Annotated in this window: 14 protein-coding genes and 1 riboswitch; of the genes, 8 read left to right on the plus strand and 6 right to left on the minus strand. The window is 32.9% G+C overall.

Annotated features, from left to right (window positions below; translation table 11 throughout):
• The first annotated feature begins 302 nt into the window (after positions 1 to 302).
• The 4 genes from dnaE to NH26_RS01645 all read left to right on the plus strand — a co-directional run bounded on the left by dnaE (position 303) and on the right by NH26_RS01645 (position 7026).
• Positions 303 to 4568: a DNA polymerase III subunit alpha gene (gene dnaE / locus NH26_RS01630; protein WP_044226852.1), complete on the plus strand. Its 4266-nt coding sequence runs from the start codon at positions 303 to 305 to the stop codon at positions 4566 to 4568.
• 295 nt (positions 4569 to 4863) lie between these two features.
• Positions 4864 to 5118, plus strand: a complete 255-nt coding sequence (locus tag NH26_RS01635; RefSeq protein ID WP_044226849.1) for a hypothetical protein — start codon at positions 4864 to 4866, stop codon at positions 5116 to 5118.
• A 109-nt stretch (positions 5119 to 5227) separates the two neighbouring features.
• Positions 5228 to 5473 carry a hypothetical protein gene (locus NH26_RS25210; RefSeq protein WP_139262797.1) on the plus strand — a complete coding sequence of 82 codons (246 nt, stop codon included), beginning with the start codon at positions 5228 to 5230 and terminating at the stop codon, positions 5471 to 5473.
• 206 nt (positions 5474 to 5679) lie between these two features.
• Complete coding sequence (locus NH26_RS01645; RefSeq protein WP_044226844.1) at positions 5680 to 7026, plus strand: carbohydrate porin; 1347 nt, start codon at positions 5680 to 5682, stop codon at positions 7024 to 7026.
• Between the two features lie 46 nt (positions 7027 to 7072).
• Here NH26_RS01645 and NH26_RS01650 read toward each other — a convergent pair whose 3' ends face one another.
• Positions 7073 to 7753 carry a metal-dependent hydrolase gene (locus NH26_RS01650; protein ID WP_044226841.1) on the minus strand — a complete coding sequence of 227 codons (681 nt, stop codon included), beginning with the start codon at positions 7751 to 7753 and terminating at the stop codon, positions 7073 to 7075.
• Between the two features lie 256 nt (positions 7754 to 8009).
• Between NH26_RS01650 and NH26_RS01655 the strand changes: the two genes are divergently transcribed.
• Positions 8010 to 8288: a hypothetical protein gene (locus tag NH26_RS01655; RefSeq protein ID WP_044226838.1), complete on the plus strand. Its 279-nt coding sequence runs from the start codon at positions 8010 to 8012 to the stop codon at positions 8286 to 8288.
• Here the strand turns inward: NH26_RS01655 and NH26_RS01660 are convergent.
• From NH26_RS01660 to modA, 4 genes are read right to left on the minus strand one after another with little or no spacing between them, the layout of a single operon-like run.
• The gene (locus tag NH26_RS01660; protein ID WP_044226835.1) at positions 8285 to 9151 is read right to left on the minus strand and encodes an ATP-binding cassette domain-containing protein; all 867 of its coding nucleotides are present in this window, start codon (positions 9149 to 9151) and stop codon (positions 8285 to 8287) included. The two genes, NH26_RS01655 and NH26_RS01660, sit on opposite strands and share 4 nt — an antisense overlap.
• Positions 9138 to 9809 (minus strand): molybdate ABC transporter permease subunit, encoded by a 672-nt coding sequence (modB, locus tag NH26_RS01665; RefSeq protein WP_044226832.1) that lies wholly within the window; start codon positions 9807 to 9809, stop codon positions 9138 to 9140. The genes NH26_RS01660 and modB overlap by 14 nt, the downstream gene beginning before the upstream one ends.
• A complete protein-coding gene (locus tag NH26_RS24960; protein WP_052432199.1) occupies positions 9778 to 10200 on the minus strand; it encodes a TOBE domain-containing protein in 423 nt (140 codons plus the stop codon). The genes modB and NH26_RS24960 overlap by 32 nt, the downstream gene beginning before the upstream one ends.
• Positions 10201 to 10203: 3 nt before the next feature.
• Positions 10204 to 10944 (minus strand): molybdate ABC transporter substrate-binding protein, encoded by a 741-nt coding sequence (gene modA / locus NH26_RS01675; protein WP_044226829.1) that lies wholly within the window; start codon positions 10942 to 10944, stop codon positions 10204 to 10206.
• A gap of 139 nt (positions 10945 to 11083) precedes the next feature.
• Here modA and NH26_RS01680 point away from each other — a divergent pair, with 139 nt between their 5' ends.
• On the plus strand, positions 11084 to 11335 hold the full coding sequence (locus tag NH26_RS01680) for a hypothetical protein (RefSeq protein ID WP_199880223.1): 252 nt from the start codon (positions 11084 to 11086) through the stop codon (positions 11333 to 11335).
• Here the strand turns inward: NH26_RS01680 and NH26_RS01685 are convergent.
• Positions 11332 to 12252, minus strand: coding sequence for an exonuclease domain-containing protein (locus NH26_RS01685; RefSeq protein ID WP_044226824.1), 921 nt, complete (start codon positions 12250 to 12252; stop codon positions 11332 to 11334). The two genes, NH26_RS01680 and NH26_RS01685, sit on opposite strands and share 4 nt — an antisense overlap.
• Positions 12253 to 12458: 206 nt before the next feature.
• On the opposite strand from NH26_RS01685, the gene NH26_RS01690 reads away from it, so the two are divergent.
• Both NH26_RS01690 and NH26_RS01695 read left to right on the plus strand, forming a co-directional pair.
• The gene (locus tag NH26_RS01690) at positions 12459 to 13586 is read left to right on the plus strand and encodes a BamA/TamA family outer membrane protein (RefSeq protein ID WP_044226822.1); all 1128 of its coding nucleotides are present in this window, start codon (positions 12459 to 12461) and stop codon (positions 13584 to 13586) included.
• Positions 13587 to 14013: 427 nt separating this feature from the next.
• Positions 14014 to 14217, plus strand: a riboswitch (cobalamin riboswitch).
• A 156-nt stretch (positions 14218 to 14373) separates the two neighbouring features.
• Positions 14374 to 15351: a ribonucleotide-diphosphate reductase subunit beta gene (locus NH26_RS01695; RefSeq protein WP_044226819.1), complete on the plus strand. Its 978-nt coding sequence runs from the start codon at positions 14374 to 14376 to the stop codon at positions 15349 to 15351.
• Positions 15352 to 15378: the final 27 nt, after the last annotated feature.

A 15378-nucleotide genomic window follows, 5' to 3' on the forward strand; every position in this document is an offset into this window, starting at 1 on the left:
TATTTATGGTTAATTAATAAATGGCATTTCTAAGAATTTTATTTTTATAGAAAAAGCCATTGAAAATTCAGGGTGCAAAAATGAAATAATCTTTTATTTCATCAAATAAGTTACTAAAAGATTTACACAAAATAATTCTTAATATGTTGATTGTTTTTAATCCCCTTCATTAATCAAGATTAATGCTTAATAAATTATGCTATTACATATAAAATTTTGTTAGTTTTGTAAACTCAATGAAGAAGAGATTTGGGAATGACGAATAAGTGAATTCGTCAAACTTAAGTTAGAAAGGACGCAGCATGGCATACATCATATACGATACCGAAACCACAGGTTTACCGAAAAATTTTAATGCACCATTATCAGATTTAGAAAACTGGCCACGAGTAGTACAATTGGCTTGGCAACTTCATGATGATCATGGTAAATTAATTAAAGCACAAAATTTAATTGTACGCCCTGATGGATATACCATTCCATTTAATGCGACAAAGGTACACGGTATTACGACTGAACATGCTTTAGCCGAAGGTCATCCAATTGCAGATGTTTTAGAAGAGTTTAAAGTAGACTTAGCTAAAGCGGATAGGCAAATTGGTCATAACCTTCAGTTTGATATTAATGTAACAGGAGCTGAATATCTAAGGGCAAACATAGAAAGCAGTATCCTAGAAGTGGAGGTGATTGATACCATGAAATCGTCCACTGATTTTTGTGCATTACCAGGTGGTCGTGGTGGTAAGTACAAATCTCCAAGCTTAACAGAACTTCATAATAGATTATTTGGTGTTCCTTTTGCCGATGCCCATGATGCGGCTTATGATGTAGATGCTACAGCACGTTGTTTCTTCGGTTTGATTGAGCATGGGGTAGTTACTCCTATTAATGATGTGGCTGTTGAGGCGGTTATATATGATGCTCCTGAATTAGATGAAGCTAATTTTGCTTTTAAAACAGCTTCTAAAAATAAAGGTAGAGGATCTATAAGTAAAGAAGAAGGTTTAGCTCGTCTAAAAGATGTGCCATTTACTCATCTTCATACCCACACCCAATTTTCTATCTTAAGAGCAACTTGTACCATTGGTGATTTGGTAGCGCGTTCAAAAGAGGAAGGCGTGCAAGCAGTTTGCTTAACCGATCATGGTAATATGTATACTGCTTATCACTTTGTAAGGGATGTATTAAAAGCAGAATTAAAACCAATTGTGGGCTGCGAAGTATATATGGTGAATGATCGAAAGAAAAGAAAATTCACTAGAGATGATCCGGACAGACGCTCCAATCAGGTATTGATTGCTAAAAATAAAGATGGGTATCATAATCTGGCTAAATTATCTTCAGAAGGTTTTATTGAAGGAGCTTACACAGATAGAGATGGTACATATGCTAGAATTGATAAAGAAATACTTTTAGAATACAAAAATGATCTAATCGCTACAACTGGTGGGCTTCAGTCTCCGGTCAATAACTTGATATTAAATGTAGGTGAAGAACAAGCAGAACAGGAGTTTGTTTGGTGGTTAGAGCATTTTAAAGATGATTTTTATATAGAATTATGTCGTCATGGTTTGGAAGAAGAAGACCATGTAAACGATGTATTATTACGCTTTGCTGAAAAATATGATGTAAAATATTTTGCGGCAAATAATGTCTATTACATAGATGAGGAAGGTGCTTCAGCACATGATATTCTCTTGTGTGTAAAAGATGGAGAAAAGCAATCTACTCCAATTGGTCGAGGTCGAGGATTCCGATTTGGTTTCCCTAACCACGAGTTTTATTTTAAGACGGCTGATCAAATGAAAGAATTGTTTTACGATTTACCTGAGGCTATTGAATGTACCCAGGAAGTTGTAGACAAAATAGAATCTTATGTATTAGCTAGAGATGTACTTCTTCCTGCTTTTGATATTCCTGAGGAGTTTAAAAATGAGGAAGATGAGAAAGATGGAGGAAAAAGAGGAGAAAATGCATTCTTAAAACACCTTACTTATGAAGGTGCCAAAAAACGTTATGGAGAAATTTCAGACGATATTCGCGAACGTCTAGATTTTGAATTAAAAACCATTGAGAATACAGGATATCCGGGTTATTTCTTGATTGTACAGGATTTTACAACAGAAGCTCGAAATATGGGTGTATCAGTTGGTCCTGGCCGTGGTTCTGCGGCAGGTTCTGCTGTAGCATATGCTATTGGTATTACCAATGTGGATCCCATCAAATATGATTTACTATTTGAGAGATTCCTTAACCCCGATCGTGTATCCTTACCCGATATTGATATTGACTTTGATGATGAAGGTCGACAAAAAATTATCAACTGGGTAGTAGATAAGTATGGCTTTAATCAGGTATCGCATATTATTACTTATGGTACTATGGCAGCGAAATCATCTATTAAAGATACAGCCAGAGTAATGGACTTGCCTTTAAGTGATGCAGATAGAATTGCAAAATTAGTTCCCGATATGAAGCTGAAAAAGTTATTCGGTATGTCTGATGATCAATTATCAGAAAAGCTGAATAATGAACAAATTGAAATGGCCAATGCCTTAAAATCTATTTCAACAGAAACAGGTTTAGAGGGACAGGTTTTAAATACAGCAAGGGTCTTAGAAGGTTCAGTAAGAAATACAGGTATTCACGCCTGTGGTATTATCATTACACCCGATGATATTACTAAATTTATTCCGGTAACAACAGCAAGGGATGCGGATCTTCTAGTAACACAATTTGATAACTCTGTGGTAGAATCTGCAGGGATGTTGAAAATGGACTTCTTAGGTTTAAGAACCTTATCCATTATCAAAGATGCTATCAAATTAATTAAACAAAGACATGGAGTTGACATCGATCCAGATGATATTCCATTAGATGATAGAAAGACTTACGAATTATATCAAAGAGGAGAAACCAATGGTACTTTCCAATTTGAGTCTGCAGGTATGCAGAAACACCTTCGTTCTCTTAAGCCCGATGTTTTTGGTGATTTAATTGCCATGAACGCCTTGTACCGTCCAGGTCCTTTGGAATACATTCCGAACTTTATTGCTCGTAAGCACGGTGATGAAGAAATTGTGTATGATATTCCTAAAATGGATGAGTACTTAGCCGAGACCTATGGTATTACAGTCTACCAAGAGCAAGTAATGTTACTTTCTCAGTCTTTGGCAGGGTTTACAAAAGGTGAAGCCGATATGCTTCGTAAGGCAATGGGTAAGAAGATCTTTGCATTACTAGAGCAGTTAAAACCTAAGTTTATAGAAGGTGGTACATCCAATGGTCATGATCAAAAAGCACTTGAAAAAGTGTGGACTGACTGGGAAGCCTTTGCCGCTTATGCCTTTAACAAATCTCACTCCACCTGCTATTCTGTAGTAGCATTCCATACAGGTTATCTAAAAGCCAATTACCCTGCAGAGTATATGGCTTCTGTGCTTACTCATAATATGAGTGATATCAAAAAGGTGACTTTTTTTATGGAGGAATGTAGCCGAATGGGTATTAAAGTATTAGGGCCTGATGTAAACGAATCAGAATATAAATTCTCTGTGAACGAAGACGGTGCGATTCGTTTTGGTTTAGGTGCAGTGAAAGGTGTTGGATCAGGACCAATCAATGCTATTATTGAAGGAAGGCAAGAGAAACCGTATGAATCAATTTTTGATTTCATAGAAAGAGTTAACCTAAAAGCAGTCAATAGAAAGGTAATGGAATCTTTGGCCTATGCCGGAGCATTTGATGATTACCAATTTCATAGAGCACAATATTTCCATATCCCAGAAGGAGAGAAGTTCTCAGGTATTGATTTAGTTCTTCGTTATGGTAACCGTGTTCAAGCGGATAAGCTATCTGCTCAAGCCTCATTGTTTGGTGGCTCAGATGGTGGATCTGTACCGCCACCAAGATTACCTGAAGTAGAAGAATGGTCAAAATTGGTAGAACTTCGATTTGAAAAAGAAGTAGTAGGGTTCTTCATTTCTGGGCATCCATTAGATATGTATCGAATGGAACTAGAAAACTTCTGTATTCCGGTTAAAAATATTGATTTACACAAGCAACAGGAAATCAAGGTGGGAGGAATGATCACTGAAGCTAAGATTCTTGAAAGTAAAAATGGTAATAAGTTTGGTATATTTTCAATTGAAGATTACGAACAGATTACCCAAATGGCCATGTTTGGTGAGGCATTTAATAAACACCGTCATTTCTTAAATGAAGGAGACTTTGTTTGCGTGGTTGGCAATGTAAAAGAAAGCTATAGAGATAAAGGGAAGTGGGAGTTGAATCCAAAGAAAATTATGGCACTTTCTTCTGTAAAAGATCATTTCTGTAAAGGCATTGATTTATCTGTAGATGTAACGTCATTAACTGACGATACAATTATGGAATTGGTACATATAGTTGAAGAACACCAAGGTAACAGAGAGATGTCTTTAGAGGTATTTTCTAGAGAAGATAATATGGTCATTAATTTGTTTTCTAAGACCTATAAAGTGGACCCTTCAACAGAGCTATTAAATAAGCTAGATTTGCTTGAAGGAATAGAATATAGAGTGTTTTAACTTTTATTGAAAAAAAATATAATTTATTATATAAAGATTACGATAATGTAATATTTAAGTAATAAGTAGTTATGTAAGAAGAAAGTGTGAATTCACACGAAATATTATTCTAAGTTTTTTACTTTTTTTAATATTTTATATTGTTAATTAATGTTTGTGTAATAATTACGTTTAAATTTGTTGTAATATTCTTATTTTCAAAGAGTTCAAACTATTTGCATACAAAATAGATAGTTTTTATTATTGTATTGTTAATGATACAAAGATTATATCTATTGCAACAAAATTAATTATCATGAGCGAAGTAAAAATCGTCGCGGCTGCTGAAGCTGCTCTTACCAAATTAACGAGTCTAAATAAGAAAGGAGAATACGAAACACAAGTTAATGATCTAACTTGGGTATTAGCTTCATTCAAAAATGACGGTAACCCAGATGGTGTTTTTGAAAAAGTAGCTGAGGCACAAACTGTTTTAGCTAAACTTAAAGCTCAAAAACCAAGAAGTGTAGCAAAAAAACTAATGGATCAGCTTTCTGAAGCATTAGCTTAATACAACTTCTACTGAAAGGAATTTAAAGGTTATCATTTTGATAACCTTTTTGCATTTATAAACATTAGTATTTAGTATATTTGATGTATAATATCAATGATCATTAGACATGAAAAAAGTAATTAAATTTTTTGCAGTAGCAGCCACTGTTTTTATGATGAGCTGTGGAACTGCTACTTCAACTTCTGAGGAAGGATGCTGCGTAAAAGCGAATACAGAATCTTGTGCAACTTGTGAAAAGTGTAGCAATGGAGATAAGTCAGATTGTAAAATGAGCGACGAGACTGCTATGCACAAATGTTGTAAAGAAAAGATTGCTAACGGAGAAAAAGCATGCTGTTCAAAAGCATCATAAGTACCTGCTAGTATTCTAAAAGAATAATTAAAATCCATGTTGTATTGCCGATCAACTTTATGTTGATGAATTGGTGATATAACATGGATTTTCTGTTTTATAATTAAAATTAGTTAGAGAGGATGGAAGGTTTTTATTAAAAACAGCAGCAATAAATTTTATTACGCTTAAGTTATTTTTTATATTGTTGTACAATCCAAATTACTATGTATAAAAATTTATTACTCTTTCTATTTTTTTCTTCGTCTATTTTATTTGGGCAAAACTCTAAATTTGAATTTCATTCTTACGGAAGGGTAGGTGTTTCTTCATCAGTTTATGAAGAAAAAGTAGGCTCTCGGTTAAATTTAAGTCATCAGGGTGCATTGGGTGGTCGTCATGAAGAAAACGACTATATAGAAATGACGGTCGTAGCTAATATTGATGAAATATTTTCTATGGATGAGGATAAGCCCAATATTCGTTTCGTTTTAACAACACAATCTTTCTCTGGAAATAACACTTTTATTGCTAACAACACGGTCATAAATTTTGCAGAAATGTACCTTGAAGTATATGATACTTTGTTTAATATTCCTGTTTCTTTATGGGTAGGAAGTAGGTATTACAGAGATAAGAATATTGATATGGCAGATTATTGGACTTTTAATAACCTAACGGGTCAAGGTTTTGGATTTCAATACGGTAATACAAAAATAGCCTTAGTAAGTTCTTTGGTACTTCAAGATCAGCCTGGAAATCCATATGGAGATGAATTATACGATGATGGTCGACAAAAACATGTTTTGGCCTTACAACATAAGATACCTATCAATGAGAACCAATCCCTACACCTTTTAGGAGAATATCACTTTACAGGTTTAGATTCTTTAAAAAACCCTGCTTTTATAATAGATAGGGTCAGTGATTATGGTTTTGTTGGTGGTGTAATGCATCGCTATCAAAAGGGGAACTTTATTAATAACTCCTCCGCACGTTATGGTACTAGAATCGCCAATGGCCCAGGTGATGATGGTTGGTCATCAAGAACGTTCATCAATTTTGGTAATCCTAACTTAAAAGGGCAATATGATGGTGCTAAAGGATTAAATCTAACAGAGAACTTTGTTTGGGATATTAATCAAAAATGGGGTCTAATGGGATATGCTGCCTATAGATACGCTATTGGTGCTAGTTCTCCGGTATTTGTTGGGGATTCTAGACCAAATGAAAAATGGGATTTTACAATAGGTGTACGACCTCAAATATATTTATCCAATAAAATTCAATTGATATTAGAATATCATTACCAAATGAGAGACTATCAGGAGTATACTAACGGAATCGTTGGTTTTGATCCTGGTTTAGGGGTAATGAATAAATTTACTATTGCTCCCGTCTATGTTCCAACTGGAGAAAGGACGTTAATGGCTAGACCTCACATTCGTTTTGTTTATTCTTTAGCTTTCTATAATGATGTTGTAAAATCAAATGGGTTGTCTCAATTTTATGAAGCAGGAAATCAAGGGGATTTTGGTCAGTATATAGGATTGAAATCTGAATGGTGGTTTTAGAATATTGCCACCGATATATCAAATTATCGATGGCAATAAGGTGTGATTAAAGGCTTACACTTTCACCAATAGTTGGTAGTAATAATTCCTTTCCTTTTTTATCAAACTTTTCGATAGCTGCAGGTTTATCGATTACAATCGGAGGGAATGTATCATAATGATAGCCTAAAATCTTATCACATTCAATAAACTCAGAAGCAATGACTGCATCGTCTACTCCCATAGTGAAATTATCACCAATAGGGAGAATAGCTAAATCCAATTTAGGAGAAGTCATTGGTATTAGTTTCATATCATAAGTTAAAGCAGTATCACCAGCGATATAGATACATCCTTCTTTATTTGAAAGGACAAATCCACCAGGGTTGCCTGCATAAGTACCATCAGGTAAAACACTTGAATGAATTGCAGAAACATATTTAAGGAGGCCAAAATCGAAATTAAATTGTCCGCCATGATTCATCGGATGACCATTTAAGCCTTTTTCCCCATAATAAGATATAATTTCAAAATTAGAGATTAGTGTTGCTTTTGTACGTTCAGCAATGCTTTCTACATCCAGCACATGATCTTGATGGCCATGAGTAATTAGAATATAATCAGCTTCTAAGGCGTCAATATTGATATGGTTTGCTTTTTCGTTAGCAGAAATAAAAGGGTCAACTAAAAGTTTTTTCCCTTCAGTTTCTATCAATAAAGATGCATGTCCGAGATAAGTAACTTTCATAATTTAATAATTGTTAGCTTGAAAATTTTTGAATGGATACGTATGATTTTAAATAAAATATTAAAGAATAACCAAACTATGTAATGGTATTATAATTTATATTTGATATTCGGTTAATAATTTTTATTTTTATAAATATATAAATCAAAGCTTATAAATTAGGACTTCATTATAGTTAAATGATATTTTTTTATATAATGATTGATGAAATATCCTGCTTAAGTTCTCAAATTAAATCTATTTACTCAACATCAAAATGGAATATTATTTTGTTTATGATGCTCTCGACTATTCTTTGATTCTAAAGACCACTAAAAGAGCAATTTTAAAAAAAGAATTCAGTATTACACTTAATAATAATAAAGTAAAATTATTAAGAAGTAATCACCCTGTAATGATATTATCAGGTAGTAATAGTACAAGAAGACCTCTGTTTATATGTCAAAGCCCTCTTTCAGAGGAAGATATTGAAGGGTTATTCGTTAAATATCAATTAGATAAGTTTTATGTCAATATGGAGGAAGAAGTCGTTTAATCTATTTCGATAATTGGCTGAAATGCTTTTATACTAATTTTTACTTCTTGTTCCAAAACTAAGCTATCTGCAATTTCAGGGTTCGTAGTTACTTGAATGACTTCCTTGCCAATAAGCAAGGTGATAATCCCTAATACATCAACACATTTAATGTTGAGTACTTTTGCGTCTAGCCTAAATTTTCCTTGCAGTGGGCTTGGATTAAAATAGAGTAGTGGAGACGTGAGTTCTTTAGATTGACCATTCTCTATGGGTAGAACTTTATTGCAAAGTTTAAAAATCTCTGGAATATCATGACTAATCATTAATGTTGTAAGCTGAAATCGTGCATGAATTTTTAAGAGATAATCTTGCAGTTTACTTCTTAATGATGGATCAAGTGCTGATAAAGGTTCGTCTAGGAGTAAAATTTCAGGCTGTTGAATGACTGCTCTTGCGATGGCTACTCTTTGCTTTTGACCACCCGATAATTGATGAGGAAAGAGGGTTAGTAATTCCTTCAATCCCATGATAGTGATGACCTCTTCAGAATTATCCTCTTTTTGGTTTTTATTGGTAGCGTAGTTTAAGTTTTGCAGCACTGTTAGATGAGGAAATAATGCGAAATCCTGAAATACCATTCCTACTTTCCTTTTCTGTGGAGGAAGTGAGATGTTTTTAGATGTATCTACCCATTTTATTCCATTGACTTCTAAAAAAGTATTGTTTGCATCAATTAACCCAGAGATAATATTGAGAAGTGTAGTTTTCCCAGCTCCTGAAGGGCCAAAAATACCTATAAAGTCTCCTTGCTCAATGTTTACATCAAATGATACATGGAATGATGCCTCTTTAAAGAGATGATTAGCTTTAATTCGTATCATGGTTTTGATTTTTACGTTGAATGATAAACATAAAAAAGAGGATCAAAAAGGAGAAGATCAATAAAGTAATTGAATATTGATTAGCAGCAGTAAAATTCATCATTTCAACTTCATCATAAATGGCAATAGAAGCCACTTGAGTAACTCCAGGAATATTTCCACCTATCATTAATACAACACCAAATTCTCCGACAGTATGAGCAAAAGTCATAATACAACCTGTAAATATCGACTTTTGAATAAATGGTAAACTAATTTTATAAAAGGTCTGAAACTTGGATTTCCCCATTAATGCCGAAGCATGTAAAAGTTGTGGAGGTATTTTTCTAAATCCATTGACAATAGGCTGAAACATGAATGGGAAACTATATATGATAGAACCCACTACTAATCCTTCAAAAGAGAATAAAAGTTTTATACCCAAAGTATCTTTTAGGAAACTCCCAATAGGGTTATTAGGGCTAAAAGCTTGGAGTAAATAGAACCCTATAACAGTGGGGGGAAGAACAAGAGGTAAACTAAAAAGAGATTCAAGAAAAGAACTACTCCAATTAGAAAAACCACTAATTTTATAGCTTAGTGGAATGCAAATCACCAATAAAAATAATGTGGTGATCAATGCTAATTTAAAGGTGATGAGTAGGGGAAGCCAATTCATTTAATATTAGTTCATTAGTTTTAATAAATGCACATGCTTCTTCATTCAGTTGTAAATTTAAACGATGAAGTGAAGTGGAAGAAATAAGAGAAGAAATAGTACCTATAATGGTAGATAAATAAACTCTAGAAAGAACATCTCCTTCTTCAATTTTAATGATTTCACCCTTTATCTGATTTTGTACACTAATATCCTCAAGATAGTCTTTACCAAGAAAGACCTCTGAATCTTTAAAAAAAACTTCAACTTCATCCCCAATTTTGTAATTGACTTTGTTTATTTCGTGGTCAATTATCAAAGCACTGAAAATAACTTCACCAAGTTTGATTTTTAATTGATGAATATTCTCTTTGCCATAAATTTGATCTATTTTTCCTTTAAAACGATTCAATACTTATTCTTTATAACCATTAATTATTTTTTGACCTTCGTCATTCAACATCCAATTTAAAAATTCTTCTGCTATTTCTTCCTGATTATTTTTTATAACTACACCACCTTGCGCAATTGGACGGTAAAGAGAGGGGTTAACTTTTATCCAATGCCCTTTATTTTTCATAGCTTCAGAATTGACAATAAATAAAGAAGTAAACCCTACATCAACGGCTTGATTTACTATATATTGATTGATTTGAGAAATACTTTCCCCAAACACAATCTTATCTTTTATAGTAGATTTAGATAAAGCATCAGCACAAACCGACATTGCCGCAATACCATAAGGTGCTGTTTTGGGGTTAGCAACTCCTATTTTTTCTATTTTTGTATTATTTAGCATGTTGATTTCATTCAAATCATCATGTTTAGTAGACCACAAAACTAAAGTGCCGTAAGTGTATATTTTTGGTGAAGATGTAGTACGATCTTGTTCATATAACAATGTGGGGTATTTCATATCAGCACTAATGAAAACATCATACGGAGCACCATTATTTATTTGATGGGAGAGCTTGCCTGAACTACCAATAATTAATTCACAAGGGATGCCATATTTTTCAGTATAAGTATTTGATAATTCTTTCATCACAAATGCCATGTTAGCAGAAACGGCTATTCTCAATACTTTTTCCTGTGGTTTCTGACAACCAAATAGAAGTAGGAGAATGATGAAAGGTAAAGTGAATAGTCTATTCATATATAATTATTTGATGTTTAGTTGTGGTTATTTTAATATTAACAGTACCCCTTTTTAGGTATTTTGATGGTAAACTTTAGCGTTTATGATAAATTTTTTGCTTCTTAACACTGTCTACAACTTTATTTTTGACGGATTTATGTATTACAAATGTCTACTTACTAATATAGAAAAGCAATTATCATTTAACTGCTATTTCAAATATCCCGAAGCTCCCTTTCAATTTATTTTTGAGGAAGCGATTTTTACTGTCAAAAAAATAAGTAATAAAGTAGTAAATGAAGTGCCCCAAGGAGAGTTATTTATAAAAAGAAATAAGTTCTATTTAAAAGATGAAGCTGGTAATACTATTAAGCTATCATTTAAACATGCTCAAATTAAAGGGGCTTAGTCATCAAAACTCATTAGAAATTCATTTTCTCCCATTATAAAAATGGGAAATCCTTGTTCTTCATAAGCTTCAGCATGCTTAATTTTAGTGGACTTAAAGCCATTTCCAAATTTTTTAAAATCTTGTTTCCCCACAACCAAGTAATCTGTTTGAGGTGAAATCTGATCTGGTAATACATATCCGCCGACGTTTATCACCTTTTGCATGGCAGACTTTCTATTCATCTCACTCAATCTTCCTGTAAAGCACACTGATTTTTTATAAAATCTATGTTTAGGATCGGGTTGACTAGGACTTGCAAAAACATATTCTTTTTTTCTTTTATAGGGTCTTCCAGATCCATAAGAATTATATCCTTGACTACTAGATACAGTGCCAATTTTATGATCAAACTTTTGACTTAATTCTTCTAAAGATTTACACTGATGCTCCTTTAACATCTCAATACATATAATAGCAGAAGCCATTGCGTCACTTTCTGCATTATGGTGATTAAGTTGAATGTTAAAATGATTGGAGAGGTTTGCTAACCCATAACTCGTTAAACCCGGAAAAGCTTTTCTTGACATTACTAAGGAACAAAAGAAGTCAATAGTTGGCAGTGCTGTTCCATAAACATTCAGAGAACTTAAAAGAACGTTCATGTCAAAACCAGCATTATGAGCCACTAATGGATATTTTGTAAGTAAACCGGATAAGTTTCCCCACACATTGTCAAAAGTAGGGGCTTCCAAAGTCATTTCAGGAGTGATTCCATGAATAGAAATATTCTTATCGAAATAATAATTCGGAAAGGGTTGAATTAAATGATGTTGTGTATCTACTATTTCGAGATCTTCAACAACGGCTAATCCAATAGAACAAGAGCTGGTCTTTTTATCGTTGGCTGTTTCAAAATCAATCGCAATAAACCCCATAGAATTTTGATTAAAAATATTTACGTATCAAAAAATTAAAAATACAAATTTAAAACTACCTATATAAATATAATGTTTAGGTATTTTTTTTCATTTTAAAATGATGAAAAGGTTTTATAATGTATAATCCTCAAATTATCATGAAAAGCTATCAATTGTAGTCTTTGTTGAGTAATATTACACTTAATTTAACTGACAAACCATCTATGCGTAAAACTGTATTATTCTTTCTGATTATCATTACTGGATTTTCATTCGTAGTAAAAGCACAAAGTGACATCGACTTATCTGCAAAAGATACGGTTTATAAAAAGCAAATTACTGCTTTTCCATATCCGGCTTATGCACAAGAAACAAGTTGGGAATTTGGTGTGCTTTCTGTGTTTCAGTTTAAAATGCCAGATGCTACTTTTGGAACAAGACCCTCTAATGCAACTTTTATAGGTTTTTACACTTTAGAAAATCAGTTAAGATTAAAATTAGAACATACAATTTTTACAAAGAATGAAGATTGGTTATTTGAAGGTACATGGGAACATTCCAAATATCCTGAAAAGTATTACGGTATAGGAAGTAACAGTTCTGCTGATGATGAACAATTAGTAGACTGGAGTAAAATAGACTTTAGACAACAAATTCTTAAAAAGCTTTCTGATAAAATGTTTTTAGGAGTGCAATTAAGATATGCCAACTATTGGGATATAAGTCTTGGTCCTAAAAAAGATGGAACTCCAGGTGATGTGACTACTCTTCCAGGTTATGAAGGCGGAAGTGTTTCAGGTTTAGGGTCTACATATAAGTGGGATACTAGAGATTTAGTATTATCACCATCAAAAGGTTTTTTCATTGAGGGTAGGTTTGAGGTGTATCACAAATATTTAGGTAGTGATTATGACTTTAATGTATTGACTCTTGATTTAAGAAAATATTTTGATTTAAGTAAAGAAAAAGAAGGAACTTCTGTTTTAGCTTTTCAAGGTCTCACAAAGCAAACATTTGGAGAGTTAACCCCTTTTAGAGAGATGGCATTAATGGGGGGATTAAATATGATGCGTGGGGTTTACGAAGGGAGATATAGGGATCAAAAAATGATTGCTGCACAAACGGAATTTCGTCAATATTTATTTTGGAGAATAGGTATGACTGCTTTTCTTGCTACTGCTAATGTCTTTGATGAATATGGCAATTTTACGGGTCAAGATTTTAAAATTGCCGGAGGTGGTGGTTTAAGGTTTTTGATTAATAAAAAAGACAAAGCATCGATTCGTGTAGATTATGGAATAGGCCCAGAAAAAAGTTCTGGACTGTACTTAACTTTTGGAGAGGCATTTTAATAAAATTCATATTGATAATTTATCCAAAAATCAAGTATAATTTAATAGTTGTTTGAATTTTACAAGAATATTGAAATTATTTGAATTATAATGAAACTAAAAGATAATTAAGGTGTCATTGTGTATTCTTAGATTTATCCATTAAAAAATAAGTAAAATCAATACGTATATAGCCGTTAGCCAACTAATAAAGAGAGTTTTAGATTATTGTGTGAGTAATATACTTTTTTTTAAAAGTGGTATTACAAAATTACTTTTACAATTGATGGTACTATAGTATCAAAAAAGTACAATTTTTACAGTAAAAGGAGTAGTGTATCCTTTACTAATTTTTTTATATCAGTCAAGCAAAATCACACTAAATTTCAATGATTTTTTTTTATTAAAACTTACTTATAAAATGTTTGCTATTATCAATAAAAGGATATTTATTTGTTATAACGGAGGTGCTTAAAGTAATTTGCATTTTACTTTGGTGAAGAGGGAATCAGGTGTAACTCCTGTACTGTACCCGCAGCTGTGATATTATGAGAATGAATTTGTGAAATCCACTGCATATTTTATGTGGGAAGGGTAAAGTTCAATTATAATATAGTTTAGTCAGAAGACCTGCCTTTGTTTTGCTTGTGACCTCCATCGGGTGAATGGGGAGCATCAGAATTTGTCTTTGTATTTCTGTGTTTTATACAAGACATAATTGGATCGCTTATAAAGAATTTAAAGCATTGTGTTGTTGATGAATAACAATTTGCGTTTTCATCAGTTGTATAAAAAAATATCCAAAACAATGAGTTTATTAGATAAACGTGTAGCTTACAAACCATTTGAGTACCCAAAGGCTCAAGAATTCATAGACGCCATTCATCAAACATTCTGGATTCACTCTGAAGTGAACTTTGATGCTGATGTGCAACAATTCAAAACGAACCTAACAGATCAAGAACGTGACGTTATTGGTAACATTTTGAAAACATTCGCACAAACAGAAACTAACGTTCAGGATGATTTTTGGGGGGTGATAGGACAATTCATTCCAAAGCCAGAAATTAAAGCGATGGCTATAACATTTGCTGAAAATGAAGCAAGACATGCATCGGCATATGCACGTTTAAATGAATTATTAGATTTGGATAATTTTGAGGCATTCTTAGAAGACGAAACAGCAATGGAACGTCTAGAGATGCTTTCACAAGTAACTGTGGATAAAAATGGAAATGCAAAGCCTCAAGACTTACTTCAAAGCATTGCAATATTCTCTTGCTTTACAGAAAATGTAAACTTGTTCTCTCAGTTTGCCATATTGTTATCCTACAAAAAATTCAAAAATCAACTGAAGGGTATTGGTAACATCATCAAATGGTCTGCAAAAGACGAAAATTCTCATGCAAGAGCAGGTATGTGGTTATTCAATACTATGCTTGCTGAATATCCAGAGTTAAATACTGAAGAACTTCAAGAGAAAATTTACGAAGCTGCTAAAATTTCTCATGATGTAGAGGTACGTTTACTAAATGGTATTTTTGAAGACGGTGAATTAGAATTTTTACCGATTGAACATTTAGTTCATTTTATGAGAGACCGTTTGAATAAATCGCTTACAGAAATTGGTTTAAAACCAACTTTTGAAGTTGATAAAGAAATATTGAAAAAAATGCAGTGGTTTGATGAAGAGGTATTTGGTTTAGCCCATGACGATTTCTTTGCAGTAAGACCTACTGAATATACAAAGAAGACACAATCAGTTACCGCTGATGATTTATTCTAAATAAAATTGATACTTTAATTCCACACC

Source organism: Flammeovirga pacifica, assembly GCF_000807855.2.
GTDB classification, from domain to species: Bacteria; Bacteroidota; Bacteroidia; order Cytophagales; family Flammeovirgaceae; genus Flammeovirga; species Flammeovirga pacifica.

Bases quoted from the DNA above. Each gene is read 5' to 3' on its own strand.
- NH26_RS01655 (WP_044226838.1), top strand. From the start codon at position 8,010: ATGGAATATTATTTTGTTTATGATGCTCTCGACTATTCTTTGATTCTA.
- NH26_RS01650 (WP_044226841.1), bottom strand. From the start codon at position 7,753: ATGAAAGTTACTTATCTCGGACATGCATCTTTATTGATAGAAACTGAA.
- modA (WP_044226829.1), bottom strand. From the start codon at position 10,944: ATGAATAGACTATTCACTTTACCTTTCATCATTCTCCTACTTCTATTT.
- NH26_RS01680 (WP_199880223.1), top strand. From the start codon at position 11,084: ATGTATTACAAATGTCTACTTACTAATATAGAAAAGCAATTATCATTT.
- NH26_RS01685 (WP_044226824.1), bottom strand. From the start codon at position 12,252: ATGGGGTTTATTGCGATTGATTTTGAAACAGCCAACGATAAAAAGACC.
- NH26_RS01695 (WP_044226819.1), top strand. From the start codon at position 14,374: ATGAGTTTATTAGATAAACGTGTAGCTTACAAACCATTTGAGTACCCA.
- NH26_RS01690 (WP_044226822.1), top strand. From the start codon at position 12,459: ATGCGTAAAACTGTATTATTCTTTCTGATTATCATTACTGGATTTTCA.
- NH26_RS01635 (WP_044226849.1), top strand. From the start codon at position 4,864: ATGAGCGAAGTAAAAATCGTCGCGGCTGCTGAAGCTGCTCTTACCAAA.
- NH26_RS01660 (WP_044226835.1), bottom strand. From the start codon at position 9,151: ATGATACGAATTAAAGCTAATCATCTCTTTAAAGAGGCATCATTCCAT.
- modB (WP_044226832.1), bottom strand. From the start codon at position 9,809: ATGAATTGGCTTCCCCTACTCATCACCTTTAAATTAGCATTGATCACC.
- NH26_RS25210 (WP_139262797.1), top strand. From the start codon at position 5,228: ATGAAAAAAGTAATTAAATTTTTTGCAGTAGCAGCCACTGTTTTTATG.
- dnaE (WP_044226852.1), top strand. From the start codon at position 303: ATGGCATACATCATATACGATACCGAAACCACAGGTTTACCGAAAAAT.
- NH26_RS01645 (WP_044226844.1), top strand. From the start codon at position 5,680: ATGTATAAAAATTTATTACTCTTTCTATTTTTTTCTTCGTCTATTTTA.